Below are 25,838 nucleotides of genomic sequence, written 5' to 3'. Positions count from 1 at the left end.
TCCGTACTGGCTACCCCGGCGGCGGCCGAGATAACCGCGCACGGCGGGTGAGGTGTAGGGCGGAGTGGGGCGGGTAGTGCCGTGCAACGCTGCGGGGAGGTGCGGCGGTGGATCAGGACGTGGGGCCGGGCCGACCAGCGGGTGAGGATGTCCGGGGCCCGAGTGTGCTGCGGGAGTACGCGCTGATCGCCGACGGGCGCCGGGGCGCGCTGGTCGGCCCGGACGGGAACGTCACCTGGCTGTGCGCCCCCGGCTGGGCCGATCCCCCGGTGTTCAGCCGGCTGGTCGGCGGGCGGGGCGACTACCTGGTGACGCCGGCGAACCGGCGGTTCGTGTGGGGCGGCCACTACGAGGCGGCCTCGCTGGTGTGGGTGAGCCGTTGGGTGACCACGGACGGGATCATCCAGTGCCGGGAGGCGCTGCTGTTTCCCGGCGAGCGGCACCGGATCGTGCTGCTGCGTCAGATCCACGCCGTGGACGGTGACGCGGTCGTGCACATCCGGCTGGATCCGCGGGCCGACTTCGGCCGGGAGCCGGTACGCGAGGTGCGCCGGGCGGGGCGGCACTGGCTGGCCCGCACCGGCGGGCTGTACCTGCGGCACTCCGGTGGCGAGATGCTCGGGCAGACCAGCGACGGCCCGCTGTGCGGCGAGCTGACTGTGCCGGCCGGCGGCCGGCACGACCTGGTGCTGGAGATCGCCGGGCGGCCGCTCGACGAGCCGCCGCCCGAGCCCGCCGAGCTGTGGCGAACCACCGAGCAGGCCTGGCGGCAGGCCGTGCCGGGCCTGGCCGGCGGCCACGCGCGGCGGGACGCCGTGTTCGCGTACGCCGTGCTGCGCGGCCTGACCCGGCCGGGTGGTGGGATGGTGGCGGCGGCGTCCGCGTCGCTGCCGGAGCGGGCGCTGGCCGGCCGCAACTACGACTACCGCTACGCCTGGCTCCGCGACCAGTCCTTCGCCGGCCGGGCCGGTGCGCTGGTCGGCCGGTACGACCTGCTCGACGACGCGGTGGCGTTCGTCACCGAGCGGGTGCTGGCGGACGGGGACCGGCTCGCCCCCGCCTACACGGTCGACGGCCGCCCGGTGCCGCCCCAGGAGGAACTGGCGTTCCTGCCCGGCTATCCGGGCGCGCCGGTGCGGGTCGGCAACTGGGTCGGCGGGCAGTTCCAGCTCGACGTCTTCGGGGAGGTCCTGCTGCTGTTGGCGATCGCCGGGCGGCACGACCGGCTGGACGACGCCGCGCGGCGGGCGATGGAGCTGACCGCGCGGGTGATCGGCGACCGCTGGAACCAGCCGGACTCGGGCATCTGGGAGCTGGCGCCGCGCCCGTGGACCCACTCGAAGTTGATGTGTGTGGCCGGGCTGCGGGCGGCGGCCCGCGTCGCGCCGGCCGGGCTGGCCGGGCGGTGGGCAGCCCTCGCCGATGCCGTCCTCGCCGACGCGGCGGCGCACGGCCGCCACCCGTCCGGACGCTGGCAGCGGGCGTACGACGACGAGCGGGTCGACGCTTCGCTGCTGTTCCCCGGGATCCGGGGTGCGTTGCCGCAGGGGGATCCGCGTACCGAGGCGACCCGCCGGGCGGTGCTACGGGAGTTGGAGTGTGACGGTTACCTGTACCGGTTCCGCCCCGACCTCCGGCCGCTCGGGGACGCGGAAGGCGCCTTCCTGCTCTGCGGCTACGGGGCGGCGCTGGCCGCGTGGCAGGCCGGTGACGTCGTCGAGGCGAACCGGTGGTTCGAACGCAGCCGCGCCGCCTGCGGCCCGCCGGGGCTGTACACCGAGGAGTACGACGTGCAGCAGCGACAGTTGCGCGGCAACCTGCCGCAGGCGTTCGTGCACGCGCTGATGCTGGAGACCGCGGTGACGCTCGGCCAGGCAATCCCCTGTTCGCCGCCCGCCTGACCGGCGGCGGTGCCCGCGCCGTCGCCCTCGGCGGCCGCGCCGGTGCGGTAGGCCGCGCCGCCGTCAGCGCCTCCGGCGCCAGGGGGCGAGCGCGACGGCCGGAGCGAGCGCGGCCAGGCCGACGACTCCGGTGGCGAGCAGCCGGGTGGCGCGGGACGGCCGCTCCGGGCGCCGTGCCCACTGTCGCTCCGGGCGGGCCGTCACCGGGTCGTCGTGCAGGCCGGCCCGGAGCAGCTCGGCGAGGTGGATCGCGGTCCGGCCCGCAGACGTGCCCTGCTCGACCTGGGTACGGCAGCTGAAGCCGTCGGCCAGGATGACGTCGGTGTCGGCGGCGTCCCGTACGGCCGGTAGCAGCACGCGTTCGGCGCACGCCTCGGAGACCTCGTAGTGCCCTGCCTCGAAACCGAAGTTGCCGGCCAGGCCGCAGCAGCCGGAGTCGAGGAACTCCGGCTGGGCCCCCGCCTTGGCGAGCACCGCCTGGTCCGCAGCAGTGCCGAGGATGGCGTGCTGGTGGCAGTGGGTCTGGATCAGCGCGTGCGCGGGCAGCTGCGGCGGCTGCCACCCCGGGGTGTGGTCGTGCAGCAGTTCGGCCAGGGTGACGGTCTGCTTCCGCAGCCGGGAGACGTCCTCGTCGTCGGGGAAGAGTTCGCGGGCGTCGCTGCGGAAGACCGCCGTGCAGCTCGGTTCCAGGCCCACCACCGGGGTACCGGCCCGCAGGTGCGGGCGCAGCACGTCGACGGTCCGCTGGAGCACCCGCTTGGCGACGCCGAGCTGCCCGGTGGAGATCCAGGTCAGGCCGCAGCAGACCGCCTGGTCGGGCACCCGCACCCGCCAGCCGGCCGCCTCCATCACCTCGACGGCGGCCTGGGCGATGCCGGGGTGGAAGTGGTTGGTGAAGGTGTCCGGCCACAGGAGGACCTCGCCCCGCGAGCCGTCGCCGCCCGGGGTCCGCCGGGCGAACCAGCGCTGGAAGCTCTCGGCGGCGAACACCGGGATCTCCCGGCGCTGGTCGACCCCGCCGACCAGCTTCGCGAGCCGGCTCAGCCCGGGCGCCTGGGCCAGCGCGTTCACCATGCGTGGTGCCCGCGCGGCGACCGCGGCCACCGCGGGCAGCCAGCCCATCGAGTAGTGCGCGCGGGGGCGGAGCCGGCCCTGGTAGTGGTGGGACAGGAACTCCGCCTTGTACGTCGCCATGTCCACGTTGACCGGGCAGTCGGCCTTGCATCCCTTGCAGGCCAGGCAGAGGTCGAGGGCGTCCCGGACGGCGTTCGACCGCCACCCGTCGGCGATGACGCCACCCCGGGCCGTCCCGTCGAGCATCTCGAAGAGCAGCCGCGCCCGGCCTCGGGTGGAGTGCTCCTCCTCCCGGGTGGCCATGTACGACGGGCACATCACGCCACTGTGCGGTCGGCGGCATTCGCCGACACCCACGCAACGCAGCACGGCCCGGCCGAAACTGCCGGAGTCGTCGGGGTAGCGGAAGTGGGTCGGCACGTCGCCGTGGTTGTAGTCGACGCCCAGCCGGAGGTGGCTGTCCAGCGGATAGGGGGCGACGACCTTGCCCGGGTTCATCCGGTCGGCGGGGTCGAAGATGGCCTTGAACTGCCCGAACGCGCGGATCACTCGCTCGCCGAACATCTTCGGCAGCAGTTCGCCCCGGGACTGGCCGTCGCCGTGCTCGCCGGAGAAGGAGCCCCCGTAGGAGACGACCAGGTCCGAGGCGCGCTCGATGAAGGAGCGGTACTGGCGAACCCCCTCGGCCGTGGTCAGCTTGAACGGGATGCGGGTGTGGACGCAGCCCTGCCCGAAGTGCCCGTACAGGGACGCCTGCTCGAAGCCGTACTCCCGGTACAGGGTGTCGAGATCGCGCAGGTAGTCGCCGAGTCGCTCCGGTGGGACCGCGGAGTCCTCCCAGCCCTCCCAGGTGTCCGCCTCGCCCGGCACCCGGGCGGTGGCACCGAGGCCGGACTCGCGGACCCCCCACATCTGCTCCTCGTGGGCCTCGTCGTCGAAGCGGTGCACGGTCGGCCCGTTCTCTCGCCGCAGCGCGTGGAGCAGCCGGGCGAGGGCGTCCTCCGCCTCCTCCGGCGTGTCGCCGCCCATCTGGAGCATCAGCCAGCCGCCGCCCTGCGGGATCAGGTGCAGCGCGGCGGGGTGCAGGTGCTTGCGCTTCTCAAAGTTGATCAGCTTGTCGTCGAGGCCCTCGAGCGTGATCGGGTTATGCGGCAGGATGCGCGGCACGTCGTCGGCCGCCGCGGCGATGTCCGGGTAGCCGAGGAACACCATCGCCTTGCAGGGCACCACCGGGACCAGCTTCAGCCGGGCCCGCAGCACGGTGACCAGGGTGCTCTCCGAGCCGGTCAGGGCCTGCGCCACGTGGAAGTTCTTCTCCGGCAGCAGGCTGTCCAGGTTGTAGCCGGAGACCCGCCGGGGGATGTGTGGGTAGCGGGTGCGGAGGTCGGTCAGGTACTCGTCGCGCAGCGCGCGCAGCTGGCGGTAGATCTCGGCCGGCCGGCCACCCCGGCGCTGGATCTCGGCGTACGCCTCGTCGCTGGTCTCGCCGACCCACATCCGGGTGCCGTCGTAGAGCAGCACCTCCAGCTCGACGAGGCTGTCTACCGTCTTGCCGGTGCGCTGCGCCGTCGACCCGCAGGAGTTGTTGCCGATCATCCCGCCGATGGTGCAGTGGTTGTGGGTCGACGGCTTCGGCCCGAACTCCAGCCGGTACGGGGCCAGCAGCTCATTGAGCGTGTCGAGCACGATGCCCGGCTCCACCAGGCACGTCTTCGCCTCGGCGTCCACCTCGAGCAGCCGGTTGCAGTACTTCGACCAGTCGATCACCACAGCGGTGTTCGTGCACTCGCCGGCCAGGCTGGTTCCCCCGCCCCGGGAGAGGACAGGGACGCCCAGCTCACGGCACACCTCGATGGTGGCGACGGCCGCGTCGACGGTGCGCGGCACCACCACGCCGAGCGGGACCTGACGGTAGTTGGAGCCGTCGGTCGAGTAGGCACCCCGGGACCCGGCGTCGAACCGGACCTCGCCGTCCACCACCGGGCGCAGCCGGGCGGCCAGGGCGGCCAGGTCCACGTCGGTGGCGGGAGCGGGCGCCCGGGTCACCGGGTCAGGCAGTCCGACCCGCGCAGGGGCTACCCGGGTCATGACCGCAACTCGTTGATCTTGTCCCGGGCCACCGTGGCGAGGGTCGCCTTCTTGTGCGGCTCACCACGCAGGAATGCCTCGGTGAAGTGCTTGGCCTGCTCGTAGCGGACCTTGCCGGGCATCGGCGGCTCGTTCGGGTTGACGTCGCAGTCCACCAGCGCCGGCCCCGGATGCGCCAGAGCCTCCCGGACCGCCCCGGACAGCGACTTCGGGTCGGTGACCTTCACGCCGTAACCGCCGCAGGCCCGCGCCCAGGCCGCGAAGTCGGGCTCCGGCTGCCCGTGCCGAACCTCGTACTCCGGGTAGCCCAGGATGATCTGCTCCCACAGGATCTGCCCGTACGCGTTGTTGTTGTTGATGATCACCTTGATCGGCAGCTCGTGGCGGACGGCGGTGAGGAACTCGGCCATCAGCATGGCGAACCCGCCGTCGCCGACGAACGCGATCACCTGCCGGCCCGGGTACGCGTGCTGCATGGCGACCGCGTACGGCAGGCCCGGCGCCATGGTGGCCAGGTTGCCGGACAGGTAGAACTCCCGGTTGCCGCGGATGGTCCAGTGCCGCGCCGCCCAGGTGGCGATGGTGCCGGAGTCGCAGGTGAGGATGGCGTCCGAGGTTGCGGCCTCGTCGACGCAGCTGATCAGATACTGCGGGGCGATCGGGTCCCGGCCCGGGTCCTCCAACGCTTCCATGTCCGCGCGCCAAGCGTCCCGCGCCTGCTGGTACTTCGTCAGGAAGGACCGGTCCGATCGGGCCTGGAGCATCGGCAGCAGCTGCTGCAACGCCACCGTGGCGTCCGCGGTGACGGCCGCGTCGATCGGCAGGCGCAGGCCGATGAGGCTCGCGTCGATGTCGATCTGGACCACCCGCGCCTGGCCCGGCGAGGGCAGGTACTTCCCGTACGGAAAAGAGGTGCCCACCATCAGCAGGGTGTCGCACTCCTCCATCAGCTCCTCGCTCGGCTTGGTGCCGAGCAGGCCGAGACCGCCGGTGGTCAGCGGATGATCGTCGGGGACCACCATCTTGCCCGACAATGTCTTCACGATCGGGCTGGCCAGCGCGTCGGCCACCGCGAGGACCTCGTTGCGAGCACGGCGGGCGCCGACGCCGACCAGCATCGCGACCTTCTTCCCGGCGTTGAGCACCTCAGCCGCCCGGGCCAGATCCGCCTGCACGGCCGACACCGCCGGCTGCGACACCACCGGGCTGCTCATCGGCGGCTTCCCCGGGCTGACATGCCGATACGGGTCCTCGCCCGCCGCGGCGACCTGCACATCATTGGGGAAGGACAGGTGTGCGACGCTGCGCCGGGCCAGAGCGTGCCGGATGGCGATGTCCACCACCCCCGGCACCTGCTGTGGATTCGTCACCATCAGGTTGTAGGCCTCCGCCACATCCTGATACAGCAACGCCGCGTGCACCTCCTGCTGATAGTGCGAACCCAGCACCGAGCTCTCCTGCATGCCGGTGATGGCCAACACCGGCACGTGGTCGAGCTTGGCGTCGTAGAGGCCGTTGAGCAGGTGAATCGCCCCCGGCCCGGACGTCGCGACGCACACCCCGACTCGCCCTGTCGCCTTCGCATAGCCGGTGGCCATGAAGGCCGCCGCCTCCTCGTGGTGCACCAGCACGAACCTCAGCTTGTCCCGCTGCCGGCGGAAGCCCTCCATCAGGCCGTTGATGCCGTCTCCGGGCAGGCCGAAGACCGTGTCGACGCCCCAATCCACCAGCCGTCGGGCCAGGCTCTCGCCTACGATCTCCTGCACGTCACGCCTCCTGATCCTGGAGTTACCGCGGTCTCCGCCCGCAGGTGCCGGCCGCTGGAGCGCGGCGCAGTCCCAGCGCCGGCCGCCGTTCCTCGTGCCACCTGGGCCGTGGCAGGGACTGGTGCTCGCGTACCGGGGTGTCACCGGCACGTCCCGAGTTTCCGGCAGCTACCCGGGCCTGTGCCGGCGAACCGGCAAATGGCCGCTCTGCTCCCCCGGCCGCGATGCCACCCCGGCGTTGCCTGGAAGTCACCTGCGGCGACCGAGTCGCGCCGCCAGATAGCCGATGACCAGCCCGGCGGCCACGGTGGCGAGGGTGCGGCCGGGGACCGCCGCCCGGAGCCGGGTGAATCCCTCGCGGGGGTCGACGACCGCACCGGCCACGTTGCCGGCCGCGCCGACGACCACGTCACTGAACCGGCTCTTGTTCATCGCCCGCCACCTCTCCTGCCCGCTCCTCTTACCGCCCGTACCCGTCGTTCAGGGCGCCAAACGGGCGGCTCCGGCGCGGGCGGCCAACCGGTCGCGCCGGGCGGCTCGGTCGACCGCGCTGTCCGGCGGTCAGGTGGGAGACCTGACCGCCCTGCTGGTCGGCTGTCCAGCTCGCGTCCCTACGGCAAAGCGGGGTCAAGGACACCCGAGCCGGTGGGATACTCCTCCTGCTGGCGCTGGCGAGCCGCGGACGTTCCGGCCGCCCGCGCGACCACGATCCGCCCTTGGCCGGCGCTGCGGCGTACGCCCACTACGGCACGGGCCCGCCGCCGGCGGCGGCCTGTCTCGCGGACAGGAGGGCCGATGCACCAGCCGCAAGGCAGGCGTCTACCCCGCGCCGGGACCGGGCCCGCCGCGGCGGGCCCCTTCGTCTGCAACGCCCGCGATCACGGCCTGACCGGCGACGGAACCACCAACGACCAGCCGGCACTCCAGCGGTTGGTCGACCAGCTCGGCGCCGCCTACGTCCACGACGGTCAGCCGCGCACCATCTACTGCCCGTCCGGGGTGTACTCGATCAGGGACAAGGGCACCGTGTGGAGAAGCGGTGTCTCGCTGATCGGCGCGGGGGCCGCCGCCACCCGGTTCGTGCTGGCCAATCCGGGCGATCCGCGCTCCCCCACTCCGCTGGCCTACTTCACCGCCCGGGAACACGGCGCCAGCCGCGACAACCACATCGCCGCCTGCACCTTCGCGTACTTCGAGATCGACGGCTCGGGGGTGCGGCTGCCCGAGTACGACGTGCTCGCCAAGGGCCTGGGCATGCAGTACGTGTGGCGGGGCCGCTTTCACGACCTGTACATCCACGACACGGCGGCCACCGGCTTCGGTTGCGACTTCCTGCAGGACACGTTCGTCGACAGTCTGTTGATCGAGCACTGCGGCCGGCTGGAGAACGGCGAGTGGATGGGCGGCGCCGGCATCGGCATCGGCATCGGCGGCTGGGGCCCTGTGGAGCGGTGCACGGTCAGCGCCTGCACCACGATCCGCAACGGCACCAACGGCATCTTCTTCGAGCTGCAGGGCAGGGACTGGACCCCGCCTCGGGGGATCCGCGTCATCGGCTGCCACGCCGAGGGCAACCGGTTCGGCATCTCCGACTGGGGCGCCGACGGGCTCATCGTCTCCGGCTGCACCCTGATCGGCAACCACCAGGCCGGCTACGACGTGTCCTCGCTCGGCACCACGGGCGTCGCCGGGCGGGGCGGCATCGTGACCGGCTGCGTCATCGAGGACAACGTCTGGGACGGGGTAGCCATCGGCAACACCCCGGGCCCCTACACCGTCGAAGGCAACCGCATCAGCCGTAACGGCCGCTACGGCTACTGGCAGCACAACCTCGCCGGCGGGCCCCAGGCGCCCGCCACCGACATGATCATCAAGGACAACGAGTTCTGGGACAACGCCCTCGAGGGGATCCTCGCCGACTCCTCGCTGGCCGACGTCGCCATAGCCGGCAACCGCATCCGCAACAACGGCCGGCGCACCGCGCCCGCCTCGTCCGGCAGCGGCGACACCGTCTCCTACACCGAACGGTCCCTCACCGACACGTCCGCGAACTGGGTGCCGGACGGCCACCGCGGCAAGTGGATCACCGCTGGTGGGCACCGGGTCATCGTCATGGGCAACACCGCGACCAAGTTGGTGCTCGCGCCGCGCCGCCCCGGCGCGCTGACCGCCTGGCCGGACCGCACCCCACCGCCGGGCGCTCCCTACGAGATACCCGGCGCCCCGCCCACCAGGGCCGGCATCACCGTGGCCGCTGCCACCTACCACCCCACCATCCACAACAACCGTGTCTGGGACAGCCAGCCCCACCGGACCCAGACCCACGGCCTCCAGATCACCACCGCCGGCACCTGCGAATCCGGGTGGGTCCACGACAACCACCTGGAAGGCAACGCCGTCGCGGCCGTGCGCTTCGACACCGCCCCGTCCGGCGGGTGCTGGTACCACAACATCGGCCTGGATGACTGTCCCGGGCCCTGACCACGGCGTGGAAATTCCGATGCCGGTGTGGCACCAGGATGGGTAGTTTGCCCAGATGACCGCTGTCCCGATGGCCACCTCGCGCCTGCAGTTCCACACGGATCCCGGCGAGTTCCTCGCCGCGGCCGGTGACCACCTGGCCGCCGATCCGGTGATCAGTACGGTGGTGGCCGGCTTCGCGCACCGGCGGTCGGCGCAGCAGGCCGATGGGATCGCGCAGCCCGACCGCGACTGGTGGTTGGTGGTCAGGGACGAGTCCGGCGCCGTGGTCGGTGCCGGGATGCGCACGGCTCCGTTCGCGCCCTACCCGCCGTTCCTGCTGCCGATGCCCGACGAGGCGGCCGTGGCCCTGGCCTGCACGTTGCACGAGCGCGGGGAGGAGGTGCTCGCGATCAACGGGGCGCTTCCCGTCGTCGAACTGTGCGCCGCCGAGCTGACCCGGCTCGGTGGGGGGCGGGTGCAGGTCAGCCAACACACGCGGCTGCACGAGCTCGGCGAGCTGGTCCGGCCGGAGCCCGCGCCCGGCTGCCTGGTGGCCGCGACCGAGGACGACGTGGACCTGGCCACGGAGTGGTTCGGCGCGTTCATGGGCGATGCCGACGAACAGGCGGGCCGTCCGCGGGGGCCAGCGCGCACAAGGCGCCCGAGCGTGCGGAGTTGCTGCGCCGGCTCCGTGCCGGGCGGATGTGGTTCTGGGTCGACGAGGAAGGGCAGCCGGTGCACCTGACGGGTGCCAAGCCACCATCGTTCGGGGTCGCGCGGGTGGGTCCGGTGTACACGCCCCCGACGCAGCGCGGGCGCGGCTGGGCCAGCAACGCGGTCGCCGAGGTTTCCCGGCGGCTCCAGGCCGAGGGTGCGCGGGTGTGCCTGTTCACCGACCAGGCGAACCCGACCTCGAACAAGGTCTACGCGAGGCTCGGCTACCGCCCGGTGGTCGACATGGCCAACCTCGTCATCGTGCGCTGACGCGATACCAGCTCGGCGGTGCGGCCGGGTGCCAGTCCGGCTGACCGCGACCGGCAGCTCTTCGTCACGGCGAGAGCGCCCGGCCGTCAGGTTGGCGTTCCGGCTCGCACGTCCCGGCCCGAAGCTTAGGCTGAACATTGGCGCCTCGGTGGCGCCAAGGAGATTCCGTGCTCTGGCCAGCCGGCGCCGCATCGGCCGGCTTGCGTGTTGTGGCCACGCTCGACCGCCTCCGGTCGAAGGCAGGTCGGCGTCCGCCCGGACCGCGCCAGGTAGTCGGCGGAAAGAGGATTCTGATGGCGACAGCAACGATGGCGACAGACGTACGCGCGTTCCGCGTTGATGTCCCGGCGGGAGATCTCGTCGATCTTCGCCGACGCCTGGCCACGACCCGGTGGCCCGATCCGGAGACGGTTCCGGATCAATCACAGGGCGTGCAGCTGAGCCACCTTCAGAAGCTCGCCCGGTACTGGACGGCGGACTACGACTGGCGCAAGGTGGAGACGAGGCTCAACGCCCTGCCGCAGTGCATGACGAACATCGACGGCCTCGACATCCACTTCATCCACGTCCGCTCTCCCCATCCGAACGCTCTGCCGCTGATCATCACCCATGGCTGGCCCGGCTCGATCCTGGAATTCCTGAAGGCCATCGGTCCGCTCACCGACCCGCCGGCTCATGGTGGCCGGGCGGAGGACGCCTTCGACGTCGTCATACCCTCGATGCCCGGCCATGGCTTCTCGGAGAAACCGCAGGATACGGGCTGGGATCCCGACCGAATCGCGCGCGCCTGGGCCGAGCTGATGGGACGCCTGGGATACGAGCGTTATGTGCACCAGGGCGGCGACTGGGGGGCACTCGTCGCGCATGCGATGGCGCGCCAGGCGCCGCCGGGGCTTCTGGGCATACATCTGAATATGCCGGCGACGGTGCCGGGCGACCTGGCGCAGGTAATCATGGGTGGCGATCCGGCCCCGGCCGGGCTGTCCGCTGACGAGAGGCGGGCCTTCGAGACGCTGAGCGGCTTCTTCCTGAAGAACGCCGCCTACGGGGTCATGATGCAAACCCGACCACAGACCGTGGGCTACGGCATCACGGATTCGCCCGTCGGCCTGGCAGCCTGGCTTCTTGACCACGGTGACGGTGATGGCCAGCCGGCCGGGGCGATCCAGCGGGTGCTCGAAGGGCAACCCGCGGGCGACCTCGCGCGGGACGATGTCCTCGACGACATCTCGCTCTACTGGCTGACGAACACCGCCGTCTCTTCCGCGCGGCTCTACTGGGAGAACAAGTACGACTATTTCAGCGCCGCGTCACAGCAGACGGCGGAGATCTCGCTCCCCGTGGCGGTGACCGTGTTTCCGGGCGAGATCTACCGTGCGCCGAGGAGTTGGGCGGAGCAGGCCTACCGACAGCTCAACTACTTCAACGAGGTCGACCGGGGCGGTCACTTCGCGGCATGGGAGCAGCCCCAACTGTTCGCGGCGGAGCTTCGAGCGGCCTTCCGATCGCTGCGATGACGGGTGAGCCGACCGGCGCCATCAGCGTCCACCGGAGACGGTCGGCTAAGCCGGCTGGAAGGGCCACTCCTCGAACGAACGGCAGCGCCCGTCCTCGGCAAATCGCATGATCCACAGGTCGCGGTACTCCTGCTCGACCGGTTCGCCGTACCGGACCTCCACTCGGGCGACCGCGGTGTCGCCCTCGACCGCGACGATCTCGCTGGTCAGCTGGAACACCTCGTCGGGGCCGTCGCGCTCGTCCTCCCACATCCGGGCTATGGCCGGCAGGCCGATGACCGGCGTCCGGTAGGGCCCCTGCAGATAGCTCGCCGCTTCGGTGAAGATCGTGGCGAGCACCTCGGTCCCCGGCGTGCGCCACGCCTGCTCGTAGGCCGCGACCCAGCCCGTCACCTGCTTCCGATCCACAAGTACCCAGCTTGCCAGCTGACCGCCGTCAGGTGGCGCGGTCGGGCCAGGCCGCGCCGCGCGGATGTCGCCGTCCGCGGCCGTCCCGGCCTGACCGGCCCTGCCGGCGAGCGGTCAGGCCAGCAGCTCGGCGAGTGCGTCGGCGAAGACCTCGTGGTGCCGGGCGACGTCCTCGACGGTGGTCTGCGGGCACATCAGCGCCATGTTGTGGAACGGGGTCAGGAGGACGCCCCGGTTGATCAGGTAGACGTGCAGGTAGTCCTCCAGGTTGGGATCGGCGCAGGCCGCTGACTCGGTGCCGGTGCGGGGAGCCGGCGCGGCGAAGCGGTACTCCACCCGCGCGCCGAGTTGGCTCACCGACCAGGGCAGCGCGTGCCCTTCGATGATCTTGCGAATGCCCTCGGCGAAAACGGTCGCCACGTCGATCATGCCGGCGAACGCGTCGTCGGTGAGTACCTCCTGCAGGGTGGCTCGGGTGGCCGCGATCGACACCGGGTTGCCGGCGAGGGTGCCCCCGACACCGCCCATGTCCACCAGGTCCAGGTCCGCCCGGCCGGTCAACGCGGCGGCCAACTCGGCGGACAGGCCGTACGCGCCGACCGGGACGCCGCCACCGATGGCCTTGCCGATCGTGACCACGTCCGGCGTCAGCCCCCAGGCGGCTGTCGCGCCGCCCGGCCCGGCAGAGAAGGTGTGCGTCTCGTCGTTGATGAGGTAGGTGCCGTGCTGCCGGGTGAGCGCGCGAACCCCATCGAGATAACCGGGCTCGGGCAGCACGATGCCGATGTTGGTCAGCGCCGGCTCCATCAGCACCGCGGCGACGTCGCCGTGTGCGAGTTCGCGGGCCAGGCCGTCGAGGTCGTTGAATTCGGCGACCCGGCTGGTCACGGTCACGTCGCAGGGGGCGCCGACGTTGCCCTCGCGGCTGCGCGATCGCCCGTCCGGCCCGACCACGATCAGTGATTCGTCCACCGAGCCGTGGTAGCAGTAGCTGTTGACCAGGATGCGGGGTCGGCCGGTGACGGCGCGCAGCAGCCGGATCGCCCACCGGTTGGCGTCGGTGGCGGTCAGGGTGAAGCTCCAGGCGGGCAGCCCGAAGCGTCGGCTCAGCTCGGCCCCGACCGTCGCCGCCTCCTCGGTGGGCAGCATGGTGCTCGCTCCGCCGAGCTCGGCCAGTCGACGGGTGACCGCGGCGACGACCGGGTCCGGGGAATGTCCGGCCATCGCGCCGGTGTCGCCGAGACAGAAGTCAACGTAGTCGTTTCCGTCGATGTCGGTGAGTCGGGCCCCGCGGGCCCGGTCCACGTACACGGGGAAGCCGGCGGCGTTCTTGTTCATCCAGGTCATCGGCACCTTGCCGAACAGGTGCTCGGCCCGGGCGTACGCGGCGGCCGACCGGGGGTGCCGGTCGACGAACTCGGCCCGCTCCCGCTCAAGGAGCCTGTTGAGACGCGCGCGGTCAATCCCGTCAGCTACGAAATCCGTCGACATCGGGCGAGGTTACCAACGAAGTGCTCATCGAACCAGTAGCTGTGCGACTGATTCCCTCCTCTCGCGCCGGGCAGCCCAACGTTCCCTTCCGTCCGCGGGATGAGCGGAGGACCGGCCGCGCACCCGGCATGATGGGAGGAGCCGCCAGGAACTGGAGGAATGAGGCATGAGGCTTGGCCTGCACTACTGGAACTTCTCCACGCCCGCCGACCCGGCCGAGATCGCCCCGGCCCTGGCGGAGACCGCAAGGATCGCGGAGCAGGCCGGCGTCTCGACATTCACGGTCATGGACCACTACTTCCAGATGGAGTTCACGACGTCGGCCGACGAGCCGATGCTCGAGGCCTACACAACCCTGGGCTACGTGGCCGCGAAGACGGAACGGATGACACTCGGCGTCCTCGTCACCGGAGTGATGTACCGCCACCCGGGCCTGCTCGCCAAGATTGTCACCACTCTGGACGTGCTCTCCGGCGGGCGCGCCCAGCTCGGCATCGGCGCGTCGTGGTACGAACGCGAGCAGCGCGGCCTCGGCGTACCGGTCGTCCCGGTCGGCGAGCGCTTCGAACGGCTCGAGGAGACGTTGCAGATCTGCCGGCAGATGTGGAGCGCCAACAACGGCCCGTTCGACGGCAAGCACTACCAGCTGGCCGAGACGCTGTGCGTGCCGGCGCCGATCAGCCGGCCCCACCCCCCGATCATGATCGGTGGAGGTGGCGAAAAGAAGACCCTGCGGCTCGTGGCCCGCTACGCCGACGCCTGCAACCTGTTCGGCGAGAGCACCGCCCAGGTCGCACACAAGCTCGACGTCCTGCGGCAACACTGCGCCGCCGAGGGCCGGGACTACGACAGCATCGAGAAGACCGTGCTGGTCATGCGGCCTCCCCTGGCCGACGTCGACGCGTTCGTGGCCGAGGTGGCCGAGTACGCCGCGCTCGGCGTGACGGAGGTGCAGACGATGCCCGACCGCCACCCGGTCGAGTTCGCGCAGCAGCTGGCCAAGCAGCAGGTCGCGACGCTGCTGGCCGAACTCCCCTGAGCTACCCCTGGCCGATCAGCGGCGAACCAACGCTGACGACCCGTGGCGACCCGCCTCGCGTGGGCCCCGACGTCGAGGCCGATCGTCACCTATCCTTTCGGAGGTGCCGGCATCGCTGTCGCCCCGCCTCGCCGCGATCGTGAACGCCCTTCCCCTCCAGCCGCACTCCCGCGTCCTGGAGGTCGGGTGCGGCCCCGGGGCCGCCGCACGAGCCGTGGCAGCCCGGCTCACCACCGGCCACATCCTGGCCATCGACCGATCCGCCCGCGCCATCGCACAGGCGGAGGCCGGTGCGGCGCCCGAGATCGCCTCCGGCCGCATGAGTGTCTGCCAGGTCGCGGCCGAGGATTTCGTCCTGCACGACGGCGAAGAACCGTTCGACATCGTGTTCGCCGTCCGCGTCGGTGCCCCCGACGGGCGACATCCCCAGGCGGGTCAACGGGTGTTGCCGCGGATCGCCGTGGCGACCAGGGCCGACGCCCGCCTCTTCGTCGACGGCGGCGACCCGCTTCGCGAGATTCCCATCCCGCGGTCGTGAGAGCTCCTGCCGGCGGTCCCGGTGGTGGCCGGGCGCGTCAGCGCGCCCGGCCACCAGGACCGAGGTCAGGTCAGCCCTGACCCCCGAGGTACATCGCGTTGAACAGCAGGCGGTAGGTGCCGTGCGACTGGGCCCGGTGCTGCGGCTTGAAGCCGATCATCACGACCTGTCCGTCGCCCACCTTGGCCGTGACCACGGCGCCCTTCCCGCCGATGACGTCGTCACCGAGGAGGAAACCGCTCTTCAGCAGGTTCGTCTTCGGCCAACTGGCCGCCACCGTGACGCCCGTGGCTCCCTGCTCGACCTCGAACGCGGGGCCGTTGGCGACGAACACCGACGCGGTCAAGCCAAACCCGGCGCCGACCGGGTCGGTGGCGTCGACGTTGAGGTTCAGCACCGATCCCGGGATGTTGTACCGGGTGTCGGCCACCCCTTCGGTGACGTCCTTGACCGGGACCCCGAACGCCTTGATCGGCAGCTGGGCCGCCTTGTTCAGGGTCACCAGCGTGCCGCCCGCCTCGACGAACGCCTTGAGCTTGGCCACGCCCGCGTCGGTCATCCCGCCGGTGTACTCCGGCGGCAGCGATCCCGCCGCCCGGCCGTTGCGCATCGAGTTGTACGTGGCGTCGGGCAGCACGATCGTGTCGTACTTCGCCCGCAGGTCACCGGCCCGAACCGCCGCGTTCGTCAGCTTCTCGTAGCGGAAGCCGAACTGGTCGAGGATCAGCCGGGTCCAACCCTCGTCGTAGTTGTTGAACCCGTCGTACAGGCCGATCCGTGGTGCGGCGAGGGTGGTCACCTTCGCCGGTTTCACGTCCACCGCCGCGATGCTGAGCCCGAGCCGGGTGGCGAGCGACGTTACCCGCTCGTCCGTGCCTGCCGCGGGCGTGACCAGGAAGGTCCCGGCCGGCAGGGTGCCGGTTCGGGTGGTCGCCTCGCCGCCGCTCCGGGAGACCTTCTCCCCCGCCGCGAGCAGCGAGTTCACCGCGGCCGAGCTGTCGTTGACGCGGGCGTCGAGGGCGTACGCGTACTTCGGTGCGCCCGCCACCACCCCGGCCGGCACGGCCGGCCAGTCGACCTGGCGGGTGGTCGCCGGGACCGGCTGGTCGAGCTTGTCGACGGTGACGCCCATCTGGAACGACAGGGTGTAACCGGTGATGTCGTACGGCGGCTCCAGCGGACCGCCGGGGTAGAGTCGACGGTCCGGGTACTTCTGCGCGTTGAGCAGGTCCAGGACCGCCGCCCGGTAGGGCTGGGCCTCCCGGACGAGGTAGCTGCCGGCCGGGTAGGTGCGGTTGCCCACGGTGAACGAGCTCACCGCCTGCTCGACCCGGATGTTGTTCCACCGCAGCTTGTCCACCAGCTTCGTGGCGGTCGGGAAGTCGGCCTGGTCGGCCGGGATGACGTAGGTCGTGCGGGCGCCGTCACGCGCGCCGTCCCGGGCCATCTGCGACGCCCCGTAGAGCAGGGACTCCCGGTCGTCGCTGGCCACGCGCAGCATCGCCCACGAGGCCGTCTTGATGTAGTCGCAGCTCTGCGAGAGGTGCCACTCGCCGCCCTTCCACGGGCTGGGGTAGAACACCGACGGCTCGCTGGTCGAGGTGCCGTCCGCGAAGGTCTTCGGGAACGTCGCGGGGTCGTACACCCGGGGCGTCGCCGAGGCGTGCGCCGTCTCGGTCAGGATGCCGATCTGGTTGTGGTAGTACGGCGCGGTCCGCGCGCCGCCGTTCCACCAGATGTCGTACGACTGGCGCGCCAGCGCACCGCCCTTGTCCTCCCGTTCCAACCGCTGCCCCATCGCGTCGCCGACGAGGTTGACGCCGCGGACCACCTGGGGGTGGATGTTCGGGTTCAGCGGGTCCTCGTACGGCGGGATGCTGATTCGCGCCGGGAAGACCGCCGTCTGGTGCACGTTGTGCATGACCTGCGGGATCCACTCGTGGAACAGCTGGCGCCCGACGTTCTGGGTCTCCTGCAGGTTGAACATGTACCAGTCACGGTTGTTGTCGTGCCCGGCGTACTTCTGGTAAAGCTCCGGATAGCCGGCGTCCTGGTAGGGGCCACCGAGGTTCTGGCGGTACCACTCGGCGACCTTGGTCCCACCGTCCGGGTTGACGTTCGGCACGAGCAGGGTGATGACGTTGTCGCGGATCGCGCGCGCCTCGGGCGTCTCGCTGGTCACCAGGTCGTAGGCGAACTGCGGGGCGGTCTGGTGACCGGCCACCTCGGTGGAGTGGATGCCGAAGTCGACCCAGGCGATGGTCTTGCCGTTCTTCGCCAGGTCACGCGCCTCCGGTGCGGAGAGCGCGTCGCCTTGGGACAGCTGTACCGAGGTCTTCCGGTAGCGCTCGAGGTCCTTGTCCTTGAGGTTCTTCTCCGAGGAGACGATGGCCATCAGTTGCGGCCGGCCCTCGCTGGTCTTGCCGATCTCGACCAGCTTCATCCGGTCGCTGGCCTTGTCCAGCGCGCGGTAGTAGTCGGCGATCTGCTCGTACGTGGCCAGCTTGTAGTCCGCGCAGGGAACCCAGCCGATCACGGACTCCGGCTTGGGTACCCGGTCTCCTGCGGTGGCGACGGTTCCCGACGTCAGCACCGGCGTACCGATCAACGTCAGTACGCAGGCGAGTGGCACCGCGGTCCGAGACAGTCTTCGTTTCACCTGACACCCCTTCACAGCACATTGCACGACGGAAAAGGGACCGACAGGGGCGGCCGCGCCAGATCGGATGAGATCGATTCAACAGGCTTCGATCAATTTCAGGAACGCTCTCGGCGGCAATTGAGCAAATCTTGAGCCTTGCTGATGTTGCCGAACCCGGCCCGGACAGCCTGGTCCGGAGTGATCGGCGTCGCGTCCGCGATCCGGCTCGTCAGCAGGTGAGGTATTGAACGAAGCCGGACGTTTCAATGGCACGGCAGAATTGCGGTCGAGGTTTCCTCAACGACCGCACACATATTCGCCCCGCGACCCGTCGACAATGACGGAGGGCGGGAACACTTTCCCGCCCTCCGTCTGGGCTACTGGGTGAGCTCGGCGACCTGTTCAGCCGTCAGCCGAAGCGCCTCCGCAGGAGCTTCAGCGCGCATCCTGGCCGTCGCGGGCGGGTCGGCGGGCCGCCGCAGATGCCAGTCCGTCGTCGCCTGGTAGGCGGCCACCACCGACAACAGCCGGTCCTCGGCGTACGGCAGTCCACCGAGGATGGTGCCGATCGGTACGCCCGCGGCGGTGAACCCGATCGGGAAGGCGATCTCCGGCAGGCCCAGGATGTCGAAGGGCACCGGGTCGGTCTGCACCACCACGTCGCACACGTCGAACAGGTCGTTGAGCACCCGTTCCATCAGCAGCAGTTTGGCCCGCTGGCCGGTGAGGAACTCGTTGCCACCCAGCAACGCTCCCTGCAGCCAACTGGTCACCGACACGCCGAAACCGCGCAGGTCTGTCCGCAGGTACGGCATGAACGGCTCGCTGCGCTCCGGCAGCCGTATGTTGTTGAAGGTGCTGCCGGTCAGTTGGCTCCACCCGTCCGGCAGGGACACGTCCACCAGCGTCGCCCCGGGAATCTCGGCGAGCTGGGCCAGGTACCCCTGGCGGGCCGCCGCGGTGGCCGAGGTGCCGTTGGTGAAGCCGGGCAGCACGCCGATCCTGGTGTTCCACCGCAACCTGACCCGGTTCCTCCGGTAGACCGGGGTGGCCGCGTCGATGAGATCGGGCACGTCGGGCAGCCCCTGGCTGCGCGGGTCCGCCGGGTCCTCGCCCGCCATCGCGGTCAGCATGATGGCGGCGTCCTTGGCATCGCGCGCCAGCGGGCCCGGATGGTCCCGGGTGTAGCTGAGCGGGATGACGCCGGTCGCCGAGACCCGGCCCATGGTCGGCTTGAGTCCGGTCAGGTTCTGGGCGTTGGAGGGTGCGGTGATCGAGCCACCGGTCTGGGTGCCGATGCCGGAGGTGGCCATCCGGCCGGCCACCGCGGTGGCGGTGCCGGTGGACGATCCGCCGGGGTCGGTGTTGCGGTTGGTCGGCGTCCAGGCGTTCACCGTGGTGATCACGCCGGCGGGGGTGGTGGCCCGGGTGGTGGCCAGCGGACCCATCTGCGTCTTACCGAGGACGATCGCGCCGCCCGCCTTGAGCCGGGCCACCGCGGTCGCGTCGTACGGCGGCACGAAGTCCTTGAACAGGAAGGAGTTCGCGGTCGTCAGGACGCCTTCGGTGTAGTAGTTGTCCTTGATGGCCAGGGGAATGCCATGGAGCGCGCCGAGTCGTGGCGCGCGGACGGCAGCGCGTGCCGCCGCGGTGGCCGCGTCGGCGAGCACCAGGTTGAATGCCTGATAGGTGCCGTCGTACGTGGAGATGCGGGCCAGGTACGCCTCGACCAGCTGTTCGGGGGTCAGCTTGTTGGCACGGATGAGCCAGGCTGCCTCGGCGATGGTCAGCTCGGTCGGATCCGCGACCGCCTCCGGCCGGGGCTGGGTGTAGGCGTTGGGCTGGTCCAGGGCCCGGTTCCTGGTCTCCGCTCCGGGGTCGACGGACAGCGGGCCGACCGCCAGCGCCAACGACGGCGAGGCCACGGTGGCGCCTGCCGCGGAGGCGATGGCCAGCGCGGCGGCGCGGGCCAGGAACGCCCGGCGGTCGATCGAACGGTCGAGTGGTTCGGCAGTCATGCCTTCCGCCATTCTGTGCTGTTCGAGGGGTACAGAATCGGCACATGTTGCTGCGACAGCGCCCTCCCGACCTCGGGATCCGTGGCGTCGGGGGCGGGCAACTGGTACGCGGCCAGCGCCGCCACGGTGCCGCGCAGAAACGAGCGCAGCGAGGCGAGCACCGAATCCCGGCCCGGCGAGCCGGTCTCCGGGTCGGCGGCGCTTCCTGGCGGAAGTTGATCGAGATCGATACCGAGCGTGGCCAGCCGAGCTCGGATCAGGGTGTTCAGCTCAGCATCGGTGGGCGGAGTAGGGGCCATGGTGCTCCTCTGGTGATGCACGTCGCCGTGTTCCATCGAAGTGAGCCGAACCTAGGCTGGCCACACTGCCTGGAGGCACCTCGGGCATGGAAATTGAGGGACTCTTGAGTCTGCCCGTCCGACATGGACGAAGGCCGCCACGGTGACGAGCATGGGGGTGACGAGTTGCCCGGACAGTCAAGGGCGCGACGTGGAGCTGATCTCTGACTGTGCCGAGCGCTGTCCGCATCCGTGCCACGGTCACCACGACCGCCGGCGTATCCCACGCCGGCGGCACCCATCTCCGCGCAATTCCCGGCTGCGGCTCTCCCGCGAGCTCCGGCGAACGCGGCAATACGCACTATACATCTAGGCAGGTCAATGCCAAAGGGAGGGCGTCGCTACTTTCGTTACATTTTCCTTCATCTGCCTACTTGATATTCAAGTGATGACCGTCAATGCTCCTCGGGCAGTATTTTGGGCTCCCCAACCCGCTATCCGAAAGGTAGGGAACATGTCCACAAGACTGCTCCGCGGCCTGGCAGCTGTCGCGGTGGCGACCGCGGCGACGCTGGTCACGGCGGGCACCGCAGGCGCCGCCCCGGCCACCCTCACCACGCCGAACAGCGCCGTCATCGGAAGCTCCGCACAGCTCAGCCCCGAGGTGGCCCGTACCGCCACGGGTAACGGCCCCGACGCCCGGCAGCGGGCCCTGGCAGCGTACTGGACCCCGACCCGGATGAAGGCGGCCAAGCCGGACACCGAGATCCCCGCGGTGAAGTCCGCGCTCGCCGCGCGCGAAAGCGCCGGGCAGCGGGCGACCAGCACCACCCGCCCGCAGGGGCCGTCCGGCAGCGTGGCCCCGGCCGCGCCCGCCGTCGAACCGAAGGCCAGCGGATCCACCGTCACCTCGCCCGACATGTCGACGCAGGCCTACTACCCCAACTACCCGGTCGGCCACCCGGTGGCCCGCACCTCCGGCAAGGTCTACTTCACCCTCAACGGCGGCAACTACGTCTGCTCGGCGACCATCGTGAACACCGAGGGCAAGTCCGAGGTGTGGACCGCGGGTCACTGCCTCACCGGCAACCGGGCGTGGGCGACCAACTGGACCTTCGTCCCGAACTACAACAACGGATCGGCCCCCTACGGCTACTGGTACGCCACCCAGTTGTGGACGACCACGGCCTGGTTCAACAACAACGGTGACTTCGCCAACGACGTCGGGTCGGCAGTGATGGCCCGCAGCAACGGCTGGCGGATCACCGACTACCTCGGCGGACAGGGAATCGCCTGGAACTACCCGATCGGCCAGTACGACTACGCCTTCGGCTACCCGGCCGCGTCCCCGTTCAACGGTGAGGTGCTCACCGCGGAGAACGGCCCGACCTACGACGGGGGCGGCGGCACCATCTACATGCTGAACTACATGACGGGCGGTTCATCCGGCGGGGGCTGGCTGATGTCGTTCGACGGCAACTGGGGCTACCTCAACGGACACAACGACTTCAAGTACAACACCCTGCCGCAGTACATGTTCTCGCCGTACTACGGCAACCAGGTGGCCGACCTGTACAACACGGTCCGGAACATCTCCAGCTAGTGCGACCGAATGGCGCCGGGTCCGAGGCGGACCCGGCGCCATCCGTCGTCCAGGTCGCACGGATCCTGGCCCATCGCGCCGCCGCCTGATCGACACGCTCAGACGGGGACCTCGGCGCTGAGGACGATGGTCTTCTCCTCGGGGAGGTGGAGGAACTCGGCCTGACTGGCGGCGTTGTGGGCGAGACCGATGAACAGGCGTTTCCGCCAGGTGGCCAGCCCGGGATGTGGGGTGCACCGCAAGGTGATCCTCGAGACGAAGTAGGAGACCTCGTCGAGGTCTATCCCGCTGGCGAGGGGGTGGGTGGCGGCGCGGCGCAGGACCTCGGGGAAGTCGGTGGGATCCTGGAAGCCGAACACGGCGGTGATGTGGATGATCCCGTCGTTCGGGTCGCCGAGGTCATCGAGGGTCAGCCGCTGATCCCAGGGAATGTGCGGGACGTTCGCGGTACGGCCGGTAATGAGCACAATTCGCTCGTGCCGGACATGGTTGTGCGCGACGTTCGCGCGCAGTGCCAGTGGGGTGGTGTCCTTGTTCGGGTGGGGGAAGACCGCGGTGCCCGGCACCCGCGGGATGTCCGCGGCGTGCAGGGTGTCGATGAAGTCGCGTAGCGGGCCTTCGCGTTCGGTCCGTCGCGGGGTGACCAGCTCGGCTCCGCGCCGCCAGGTCACCAGGATCGTGAACAGGGCTACCGCGATGAGCAGCGTCAGCCAGCCACCGTGGCTCACCTTGGCCAGGTTCGCGGTGAAGAAGATCAGCTCGATGCTGCCGAAGACGACCCCGAACAGCACCACCCGCCGAGCGGACCAGCGCCACAGCGCCCGCGCGACGACCAGGACCAGAGTCGTGGTGATCAGGAAGGTGCCGGTGACCGCCACCCCGTAGGCCGCGGCGAGTTTCGTCGAGGAACCGAACGCGAACACCACCACCAGGACCGCCGCGAACAGGCTCCAGTTCAATCCGGGCAGGTAGATCTGCCCGTACTCGCGCTGGGACGTCTGCCGGATGCGCAGGTGCGGCAGGAACCCCAGCCGCATGGCCTCCCGGGACACCGAGAAGGCCCCGGAGATCACCGCCTGGGACGCGATCACGGTGGCCACGGTGGCCAGGACGACCATCGGCAGCCGCGCCCATTCCGGCATCAGGAGGAAGAACGGATTGGCCCGGCTGTCCGGTGCTCGCAGGATCAGCGCGCCCTGACCCAGATAGTTGAGGGTCAGCGCGGGAAACACGATGGCGAACCAGGCCCGGCGGATCGGGGCACGCCCGAAGTGGCCCATGTCGGCGTAGAGCGCCTCGGCGCCGGTGATCGCCAGCACCACCGCGCCCATCGCGACGAACGCGATGATCGGGTGGTCGACGACGAACAGAGCGGCATACGTCGGCGACAGCCCGCCCAGGATGCTCGGGCGACGGAACACCTCGGCCGCGCCGGCCACGCCCAGGCAGGCGAACCAGAGCATCATGATCGGCCCGAAGATGTTCCCGACCCGTCCGGTGCCCCACTGCTGCCCGGCGAACAGCACGGTGAGGATCACCGCCGACACCGGCAGCACGACCACTGCCAACTGCGGAGACGTGACCTCCAGCCCCTCCACTGCCGACAGCACGGAGATGGCCGGAGTAATCACACTGTCGCCGTAGAACAGGGCGGCGCCGAGCGCCCCGAGCGCCAACACGCTGGCGGCCCGCCTTCCGTTGGCGTTGCGCAGCGCCTGTCGGGCGAGGGCGGCCAGGGCCATCACCCCGCCCTCGCCGTGGTTGTCGGCTCGCAGAATGAAGATCACATACTTGATCGACACGATCAGGGTGATCGACCAGAAGACCAGCGAGATCACGCCGAACACGTCACGCGAGCCCGGGTCCAGGCCCCGGTCGAGCGTGAAGACGGTCTTCAGCGCGTACAGCGGGCTGGTGCCGATGTCGCCGTACACCACACCCAACGCGCCGAGCAGCAAGGTCGCCCCCGCCGCTCTTCCCGCCGCCGGGCCCGCCAGCGATGTCTGGGACGCCGTTCCACCGTCTTCCGTCGGCTCGGTGCCGCCTACCGCAGGCTGCTCGTTGTTCGCTTGCTCCGACACCCCACAGGCATACCAACCCGCACGCCGCCGTCTACCCGGGAAACCGGAACTGCACGGACGTGATTTTCTGTCGCTTTCGCCCGCCGAACTCGCTGGGATGGACGCCAGTTCACCCTGCGACCAACTCCTCGACCTGCGCCGCCGGTTCGCGGTGGGCCACCTGAGGCGTGGAGCGCCGGCCGGACCACAGCACCCGGGCCACGATGCCCGGCCCGAAGAGCCCCGGCGGCGGCGTCATCAGGTTGGCCACACTCAGGAAGCGCCGACCCACGACCGGGTGCCGCGCGGCGGCGGCATGCAGCCGGGTGACGTACCCGTTGAGGAAGCGGGTCCGGCGGCTGCGCGGTCCGACGACCGCCGGGTAGCGCAGGTCGGCGCCGACGGCCATGTCCCAGGGCACGTCCACCACCTTCGCCGCTCCGGCGAAGAAACGGCGGGGCAGTTCCCGCCTGCCCTGCCGGAGACAGTCGCGCAGCACCATCGCCTCCGCCGCGGCCACCGTCATGCCCTGCCCGTACGCCGGGTTGAAGCTGCAGATCGCGTCGGCGAACGCGATGAAGCCCTCCGGCAGGCGGGCGAGACGCTCGTACCGGCGGCGCACGCTGGTGTGCAGTCGCATCCGCTTCGGCGGGCCAAGCGGCTCCGCCCGGCTCAGCAGCGCGTGCAGCTCCGAGGCGGGCAGCCGCCCGGCGAAGGCGAGGTAACCCTCGGGGTCGATCGGCGGGGCCTGGTCCGGGCCGACGCCGAACAGCGTGACCATCCACCGGTCGCCCTCGGCCGAGATGGCCACCCCGCCGTACGGGACGGCCGGCGACGGGCTGCTGACGAAGGCGGCGAAGTTGGCCTCGCCCGGCGTGCGGCGGTAGTCGCGGGAGACGTACACCGTGTGGGGGTCCACCCGGTCCTCGACGGGCGGCTGGTAGCCGAGCTCGGCGAGCCAGGTGGGACCGCGGTTGCCGCGGCCGGTCGCGTCCACGACCAGGTCGGCGGCGTGGCGCTCCTCCCGTCCACCTCGAGGCAGGATCCGGGCGCCGGTGACGGTGCCGCCGTCGGCGTCGACGAGCAGTCCCAACGCCTCGCACCTGTCCCGGATCTCCACGTTGGGCAGGGCACGGACCCGGTCCCGGACGTACGCCTCCAGGGCGCGCCGGCTGACGCAGAGACCCTCCAGCCCGGAGGCGACCCGGGGGATCCGGTGGCCGTCGTTGACCCAGAGGCAGTCCCGCTGGATGTCGATGGCGGCGGCCCCCTGGGCGGTCAGGTCGCCGGTCAGACCGGGAAAGAGCTCCTCCAGGATCTGCCGGCCCCGGGCGAGCAGGCCGTGCGAATGCCCGCTCTGCGGCACACCCTTGCGGTCGGCGGCCGCCGCCGGCAACTCGTCCCGGTCGAAGACGGTCACCTTCGCGTACGACTCGCTCAGCACCCGCGCCGCAAGCAGACCGCCGATGCTGCCGCCGAGGACGATCACCCGCCCGGTGTCATTGGTGGTGGACACGGTTGACTCCGTTTCAATCAAATGGATGCATACAGTCAGCGGCACGGCGCCGCCGCAGGGAGAGCGAATTGGCGGACGGCTAGCTGACAGTGAATTTCCCGTCAGCGGCTCCGCCCTTCCGATCTGTCGACCGATCGATTTCCGACGGACAGAATCGCTGCTCAGGCCGCAACTATGGGCCTCGCGGCGGACGTGGTGACCGACATCTCAGTCGTCTACCGGTCAGTAGTTGCCGGCTATCAGCTCACCGAAAGGAGGACGGGGCGACCCGGCCGATCAGGCACCGCGAAAAGACGTAAAGGCAACTGCCCCCGGCGACGAACGGTCAGCACCCCGTCAAATTGGCAGGACCTCCCGAACCGCCGCCGAGCGCCGTCGTCGGTCGTCAGGGTGACCATCGGCTGCGCGTGTCCGGTTGCAGCAATGGCCAGGTCGCGCCGAGTTGCACCAGCA

Annotated in this window: 18 protein-coding genes; 8 read left to right on the top strand and 10 right to left on the bottom strand. The window is 70.6% G+C overall.

Going from position 1 to position 25,838, the window contains the following annotated elements; all coding sequences use genetic code 11:
- Positions 1-107: 107 nt before the first annotated feature.
- Complete coding sequence (locus A6A27_RS32205; protein ID WP_241825548.1) at positions 108-1,901, top strand: glycoside hydrolase family 15 protein; 1,794 nt, start codon at positions 108-110, stop codon at positions 1,899-1,901.
- A 63-nt stretch (positions 1,902-1,964) separates the two neighbouring features.
- Here A6A27_RS32205 and A6A27_RS32200 read toward each other — a convergent pair whose 3' ends face one another.
- The 3 genes from A6A27_RS32200 to A6A27_RS32190 all read right to left on the bottom strand — a co-directional run bounded on the left by A6A27_RS32200 (position 1,965) and on the right by A6A27_RS32190 (position 7,261).
- Entirely contained in the window at positions 1,965-5,063 is a 3,099-nt protein-coding gene (locus tag A6A27_RS32200) for an FAD-binding and (Fe-S)-binding domain-containing protein (protein ID WP_073838395.1), read from the bottom strand.
- Positions 5,060-6,829 carry a thiamine pyrophosphate-dependent enzyme gene (locus A6A27_RS32195; RefSeq protein WP_073838394.1) on the bottom strand — a complete coding sequence of 590 codons (1,770 nt, stop codon included), beginning with the start codon at positions 6,827-6,829 and terminating at the stop codon, positions 5,060-5,062. The genes A6A27_RS32200 and A6A27_RS32195 overlap by 4 nt, the downstream gene beginning before the upstream one ends.
- Positions 6,830-7,078: 249 nt before the next feature.
- On the bottom strand, positions 7,079-7,261 hold the full coding sequence (locus tag A6A27_RS32190; RefSeq protein ID WP_073838393.1) for a hypothetical protein: 183 nt from the start codon (positions 7,259-7,261) through the stop codon (positions 7,079-7,081).
- Between the two features lie 363 nt (positions 7,262-7,624).
- On the opposite strand from A6A27_RS32190, the gene A6A27_RS32185 reads away from it, so the two are divergent.
- The 4 genes from A6A27_RS32185 (at position 7,625) to A6A27_RS32175 (ending at position 11,793) form a co-directional block, all read left to right on the top strand.
- The gene (locus A6A27_RS32185) at positions 7,625-9,310 is read left to right on the top strand and encodes a right-handed parallel beta-helix repeat-containing protein (RefSeq protein ID WP_073838392.1); all 1,686 of its coding nucleotides are present in this window, start codon (positions 7,625-7,627) and stop codon (positions 9,308-9,310) included.
- A gap of 55 nt (positions 9,311-9,365) precedes the next feature.
- Positions 9,366-10,037 carry a hypothetical protein gene (locus A6A27_RS32180; protein ID WP_241825547.1) on the top strand — a complete coding sequence of 224 codons (672 nt, stop codon included), beginning with the start codon at positions 9,366-9,368 and terminating at the stop codon, positions 10,035-10,037.
- A complete protein-coding gene (locus A6A27_RS46420) occupies positions 9,995-10,276 on the top strand; it encodes a GNAT family N-acetyltransferase (protein ID WP_241825546.1) in 282 nt (93 codons plus the stop codon). The genes A6A27_RS32180 and A6A27_RS46420 overlap by 43 nt, the downstream gene beginning before the upstream one ends.
- Before the next feature lie 167 nt (positions 10,277-10,443).
- Positions 10,444-11,793 (top strand): epoxide hydrolase family protein, encoded by a 1,350-nt coding sequence (locus tag A6A27_RS32175; protein ID WP_241825545.1) that lies wholly within the window; start codon positions 10,444-10,446, stop codon positions 11,791-11,793.
- A gap of 45 nt (positions 11,794-11,838) precedes the next feature.
- Here the strand turns inward: A6A27_RS32175 and A6A27_RS32170 are convergent, their stop codons facing one another.
- Positions 11,839-12,201, bottom strand: coding sequence for a YybH family protein (locus A6A27_RS32170; protein WP_073838390.1), 363 nt, complete (start codon positions 12,199-12,201; stop codon positions 11,839-11,841).
- 114 nt (positions 12,202-12,315) lie between these two features.
- On the bottom strand, positions 12,316-13,692 hold the full coding sequence (locus A6A27_RS32165; protein WP_073838389.1) for a transaminase: 1,377 nt from the start codon (positions 13,690-13,692) through the stop codon (positions 12,316-12,318).
- Between the two features lie 166 nt (positions 13,693-13,858).
- Between A6A27_RS32165 and A6A27_RS32160 the strand changes: the two genes are divergently transcribed.
- Entirely contained in the window at positions 13,859-14,731 is an 873-nt protein-coding gene (locus A6A27_RS32160) for an LLM class F420-dependent oxidoreductase (RefSeq protein ID WP_073838388.1), read from the top strand.
- 103 nt (positions 14,732-14,834) lie between these two features.
- Positions 14,835-15,269, top strand: a complete 435-nt coding sequence (locus A6A27_RS32155; protein WP_073838387.1) for a methyltransferase domain-containing protein — start codon at positions 14,835-14,837, stop codon at positions 15,267-15,269.
- A gap of 70 nt (positions 15,270-15,339) precedes the next feature.
- Here A6A27_RS32155 and A6A27_RS32150 read toward each other — a convergent pair whose 3' ends face one another.
- From A6A27_RS32150 to A6A27_RS32140, 3 genes are all read right to left on the bottom strand, one after another.
- Positions 15,340-17,928 carry a M14 family metallopeptidase gene (locus A6A27_RS32150; protein WP_143194276.1) on the bottom strand — a complete coding sequence of 863 codons (2,589 nt, stop codon included), beginning with the start codon at positions 17,926-17,928 and terminating at the stop codon, positions 15,340-15,342.
- A 359-nt stretch (positions 17,929-18,287) separates the two neighbouring features.
- Complete coding sequence (locus A6A27_RS32145) at positions 18,288-19,928, bottom strand: amidase (RefSeq protein WP_198940533.1); 1,641 nt, start codon at positions 19,926-19,928, stop codon at positions 18,288-18,290.
- Entirely contained in the window at positions 19,925-20,263 is a 339-nt protein-coding gene (locus A6A27_RS32140) for a hypothetical protein (RefSeq protein ID WP_241825544.1), read from the bottom strand. Before A6A27_RS32140 ends, A6A27_RS32145 begins: the two co-directional genes overlap by 4 nt.
- Positions 20,264-20,720: 457 nt before the next feature.
- On the opposite strand from A6A27_RS32140, the gene A6A27_RS32135 reads away from it, so the two are divergent.
- Entirely contained in the window at positions 20,721-21,809 is a 1,089-nt protein-coding gene (locus A6A27_RS32135; protein WP_073838385.1) for a trypsin-like serine peptidase, read from the top strand.
- A 98-nt stretch (positions 21,810-21,907) separates the two neighbouring features.
- Here A6A27_RS32135 and A6A27_RS32130 read toward each other — a convergent pair whose 3' ends face one another.
- Positions 21,908-23,890, bottom strand: a complete 1,983-nt coding sequence (locus A6A27_RS32130) for a potassium transporter Kup (protein ID WP_241825543.1) — start codon at positions 23,888-23,890, stop codon at positions 21,908-21,910.
- Positions 23,891-23,999: 109 nt separating this feature from the next.
- The gene (locus A6A27_RS32125; protein ID WP_073838384.1) at positions 24,000-25,385 is read right to left on the bottom strand and encodes an FAD-binding protein; all 1,386 of its coding nucleotides are present in this window, start codon (positions 25,383-25,385) and stop codon (positions 24,000-24,002) included.
- Positions 25,386-25,838 lie beyond the last annotated feature (453 nt).

The organism is Micromonospora sp. CB01531 (genome assembly GCF_001905095.1).
GTDB lineage: Bacteria > Actinomycetota > Actinomycetes > Mycobacteriales > Micromonosporaceae > Micromonospora.
This window is presented reverse-complemented; position numbering and strand designations above follow the sequence as displayed.

Excerpts from the sequence above, each read along its gene's own strand:
- A6A27_RS32200 (WP_073838395.1), bottom strand. The coding sequence starts at position 5,063 with ATGACCCGGGTAGCCCCTGCGCGGGTCGGACTGCCTGACCCGGTGACC.
- A6A27_RS46420 (WP_241825546.1), top strand. The coding sequence starts at position 9,995 with ATGTGGTTCTGGGTCGACGAGGAAGGGCAGCCGGTGCACCTGACGGGT.
- A6A27_RS32145 (WP_198940533.1), bottom strand. The coding sequence starts at position 19,928 with ATGACTGCCGAACCACTCGACCGTTCGATCGACCGCCGGGCGTTCCTG.
- A6A27_RS32160 (WP_073838388.1), top strand. The coding sequence starts at position 13,859 with ATGAGGCTTGGCCTGCACTACTGGAACTTCTCCACGCCCGCCGACCCG.
- A6A27_RS32190 (WP_073838393.1), bottom strand. The coding sequence starts at position 7,261 with ATGAACAAGAGCCGGTTCAGTGACGTGGTCGTCGGCGCGGCCGGCAAC.
- A6A27_RS32165 (WP_073838389.1), bottom strand. The coding sequence starts at position 13,692 with ATGTCGACGGATTTCGTAGCTGACGGGATTGACCGCGCGCGTCTCAAC.
- A6A27_RS32180 (WP_241825547.1), top strand. The coding sequence starts at position 9,366 with ATGACCGCTGTCCCGATGGCCACCTCGCGCCTGCAGTTCCACACGGAT.
- A6A27_RS32135 (WP_073838385.1), top strand. The coding sequence starts at position 20,721 with ATGTCCACAAGACTGCTCCGCGGCCTGGCAGCTGTCGCGGTGGCGACC.
- A6A27_RS32140 (WP_241825544.1), bottom strand. The coding sequence starts at position 20,263 with ATGGAACACGGCGACGTGCATCACCAGAGGAGCACCATGGCCCCTACT.
- A6A27_RS32185 (WP_073838392.1), top strand. The coding sequence starts at position 7,625 with ATGCACCAGCCGCAAGGCAGGCGTCTACCCCGCGCCGGGACCGGGCCC.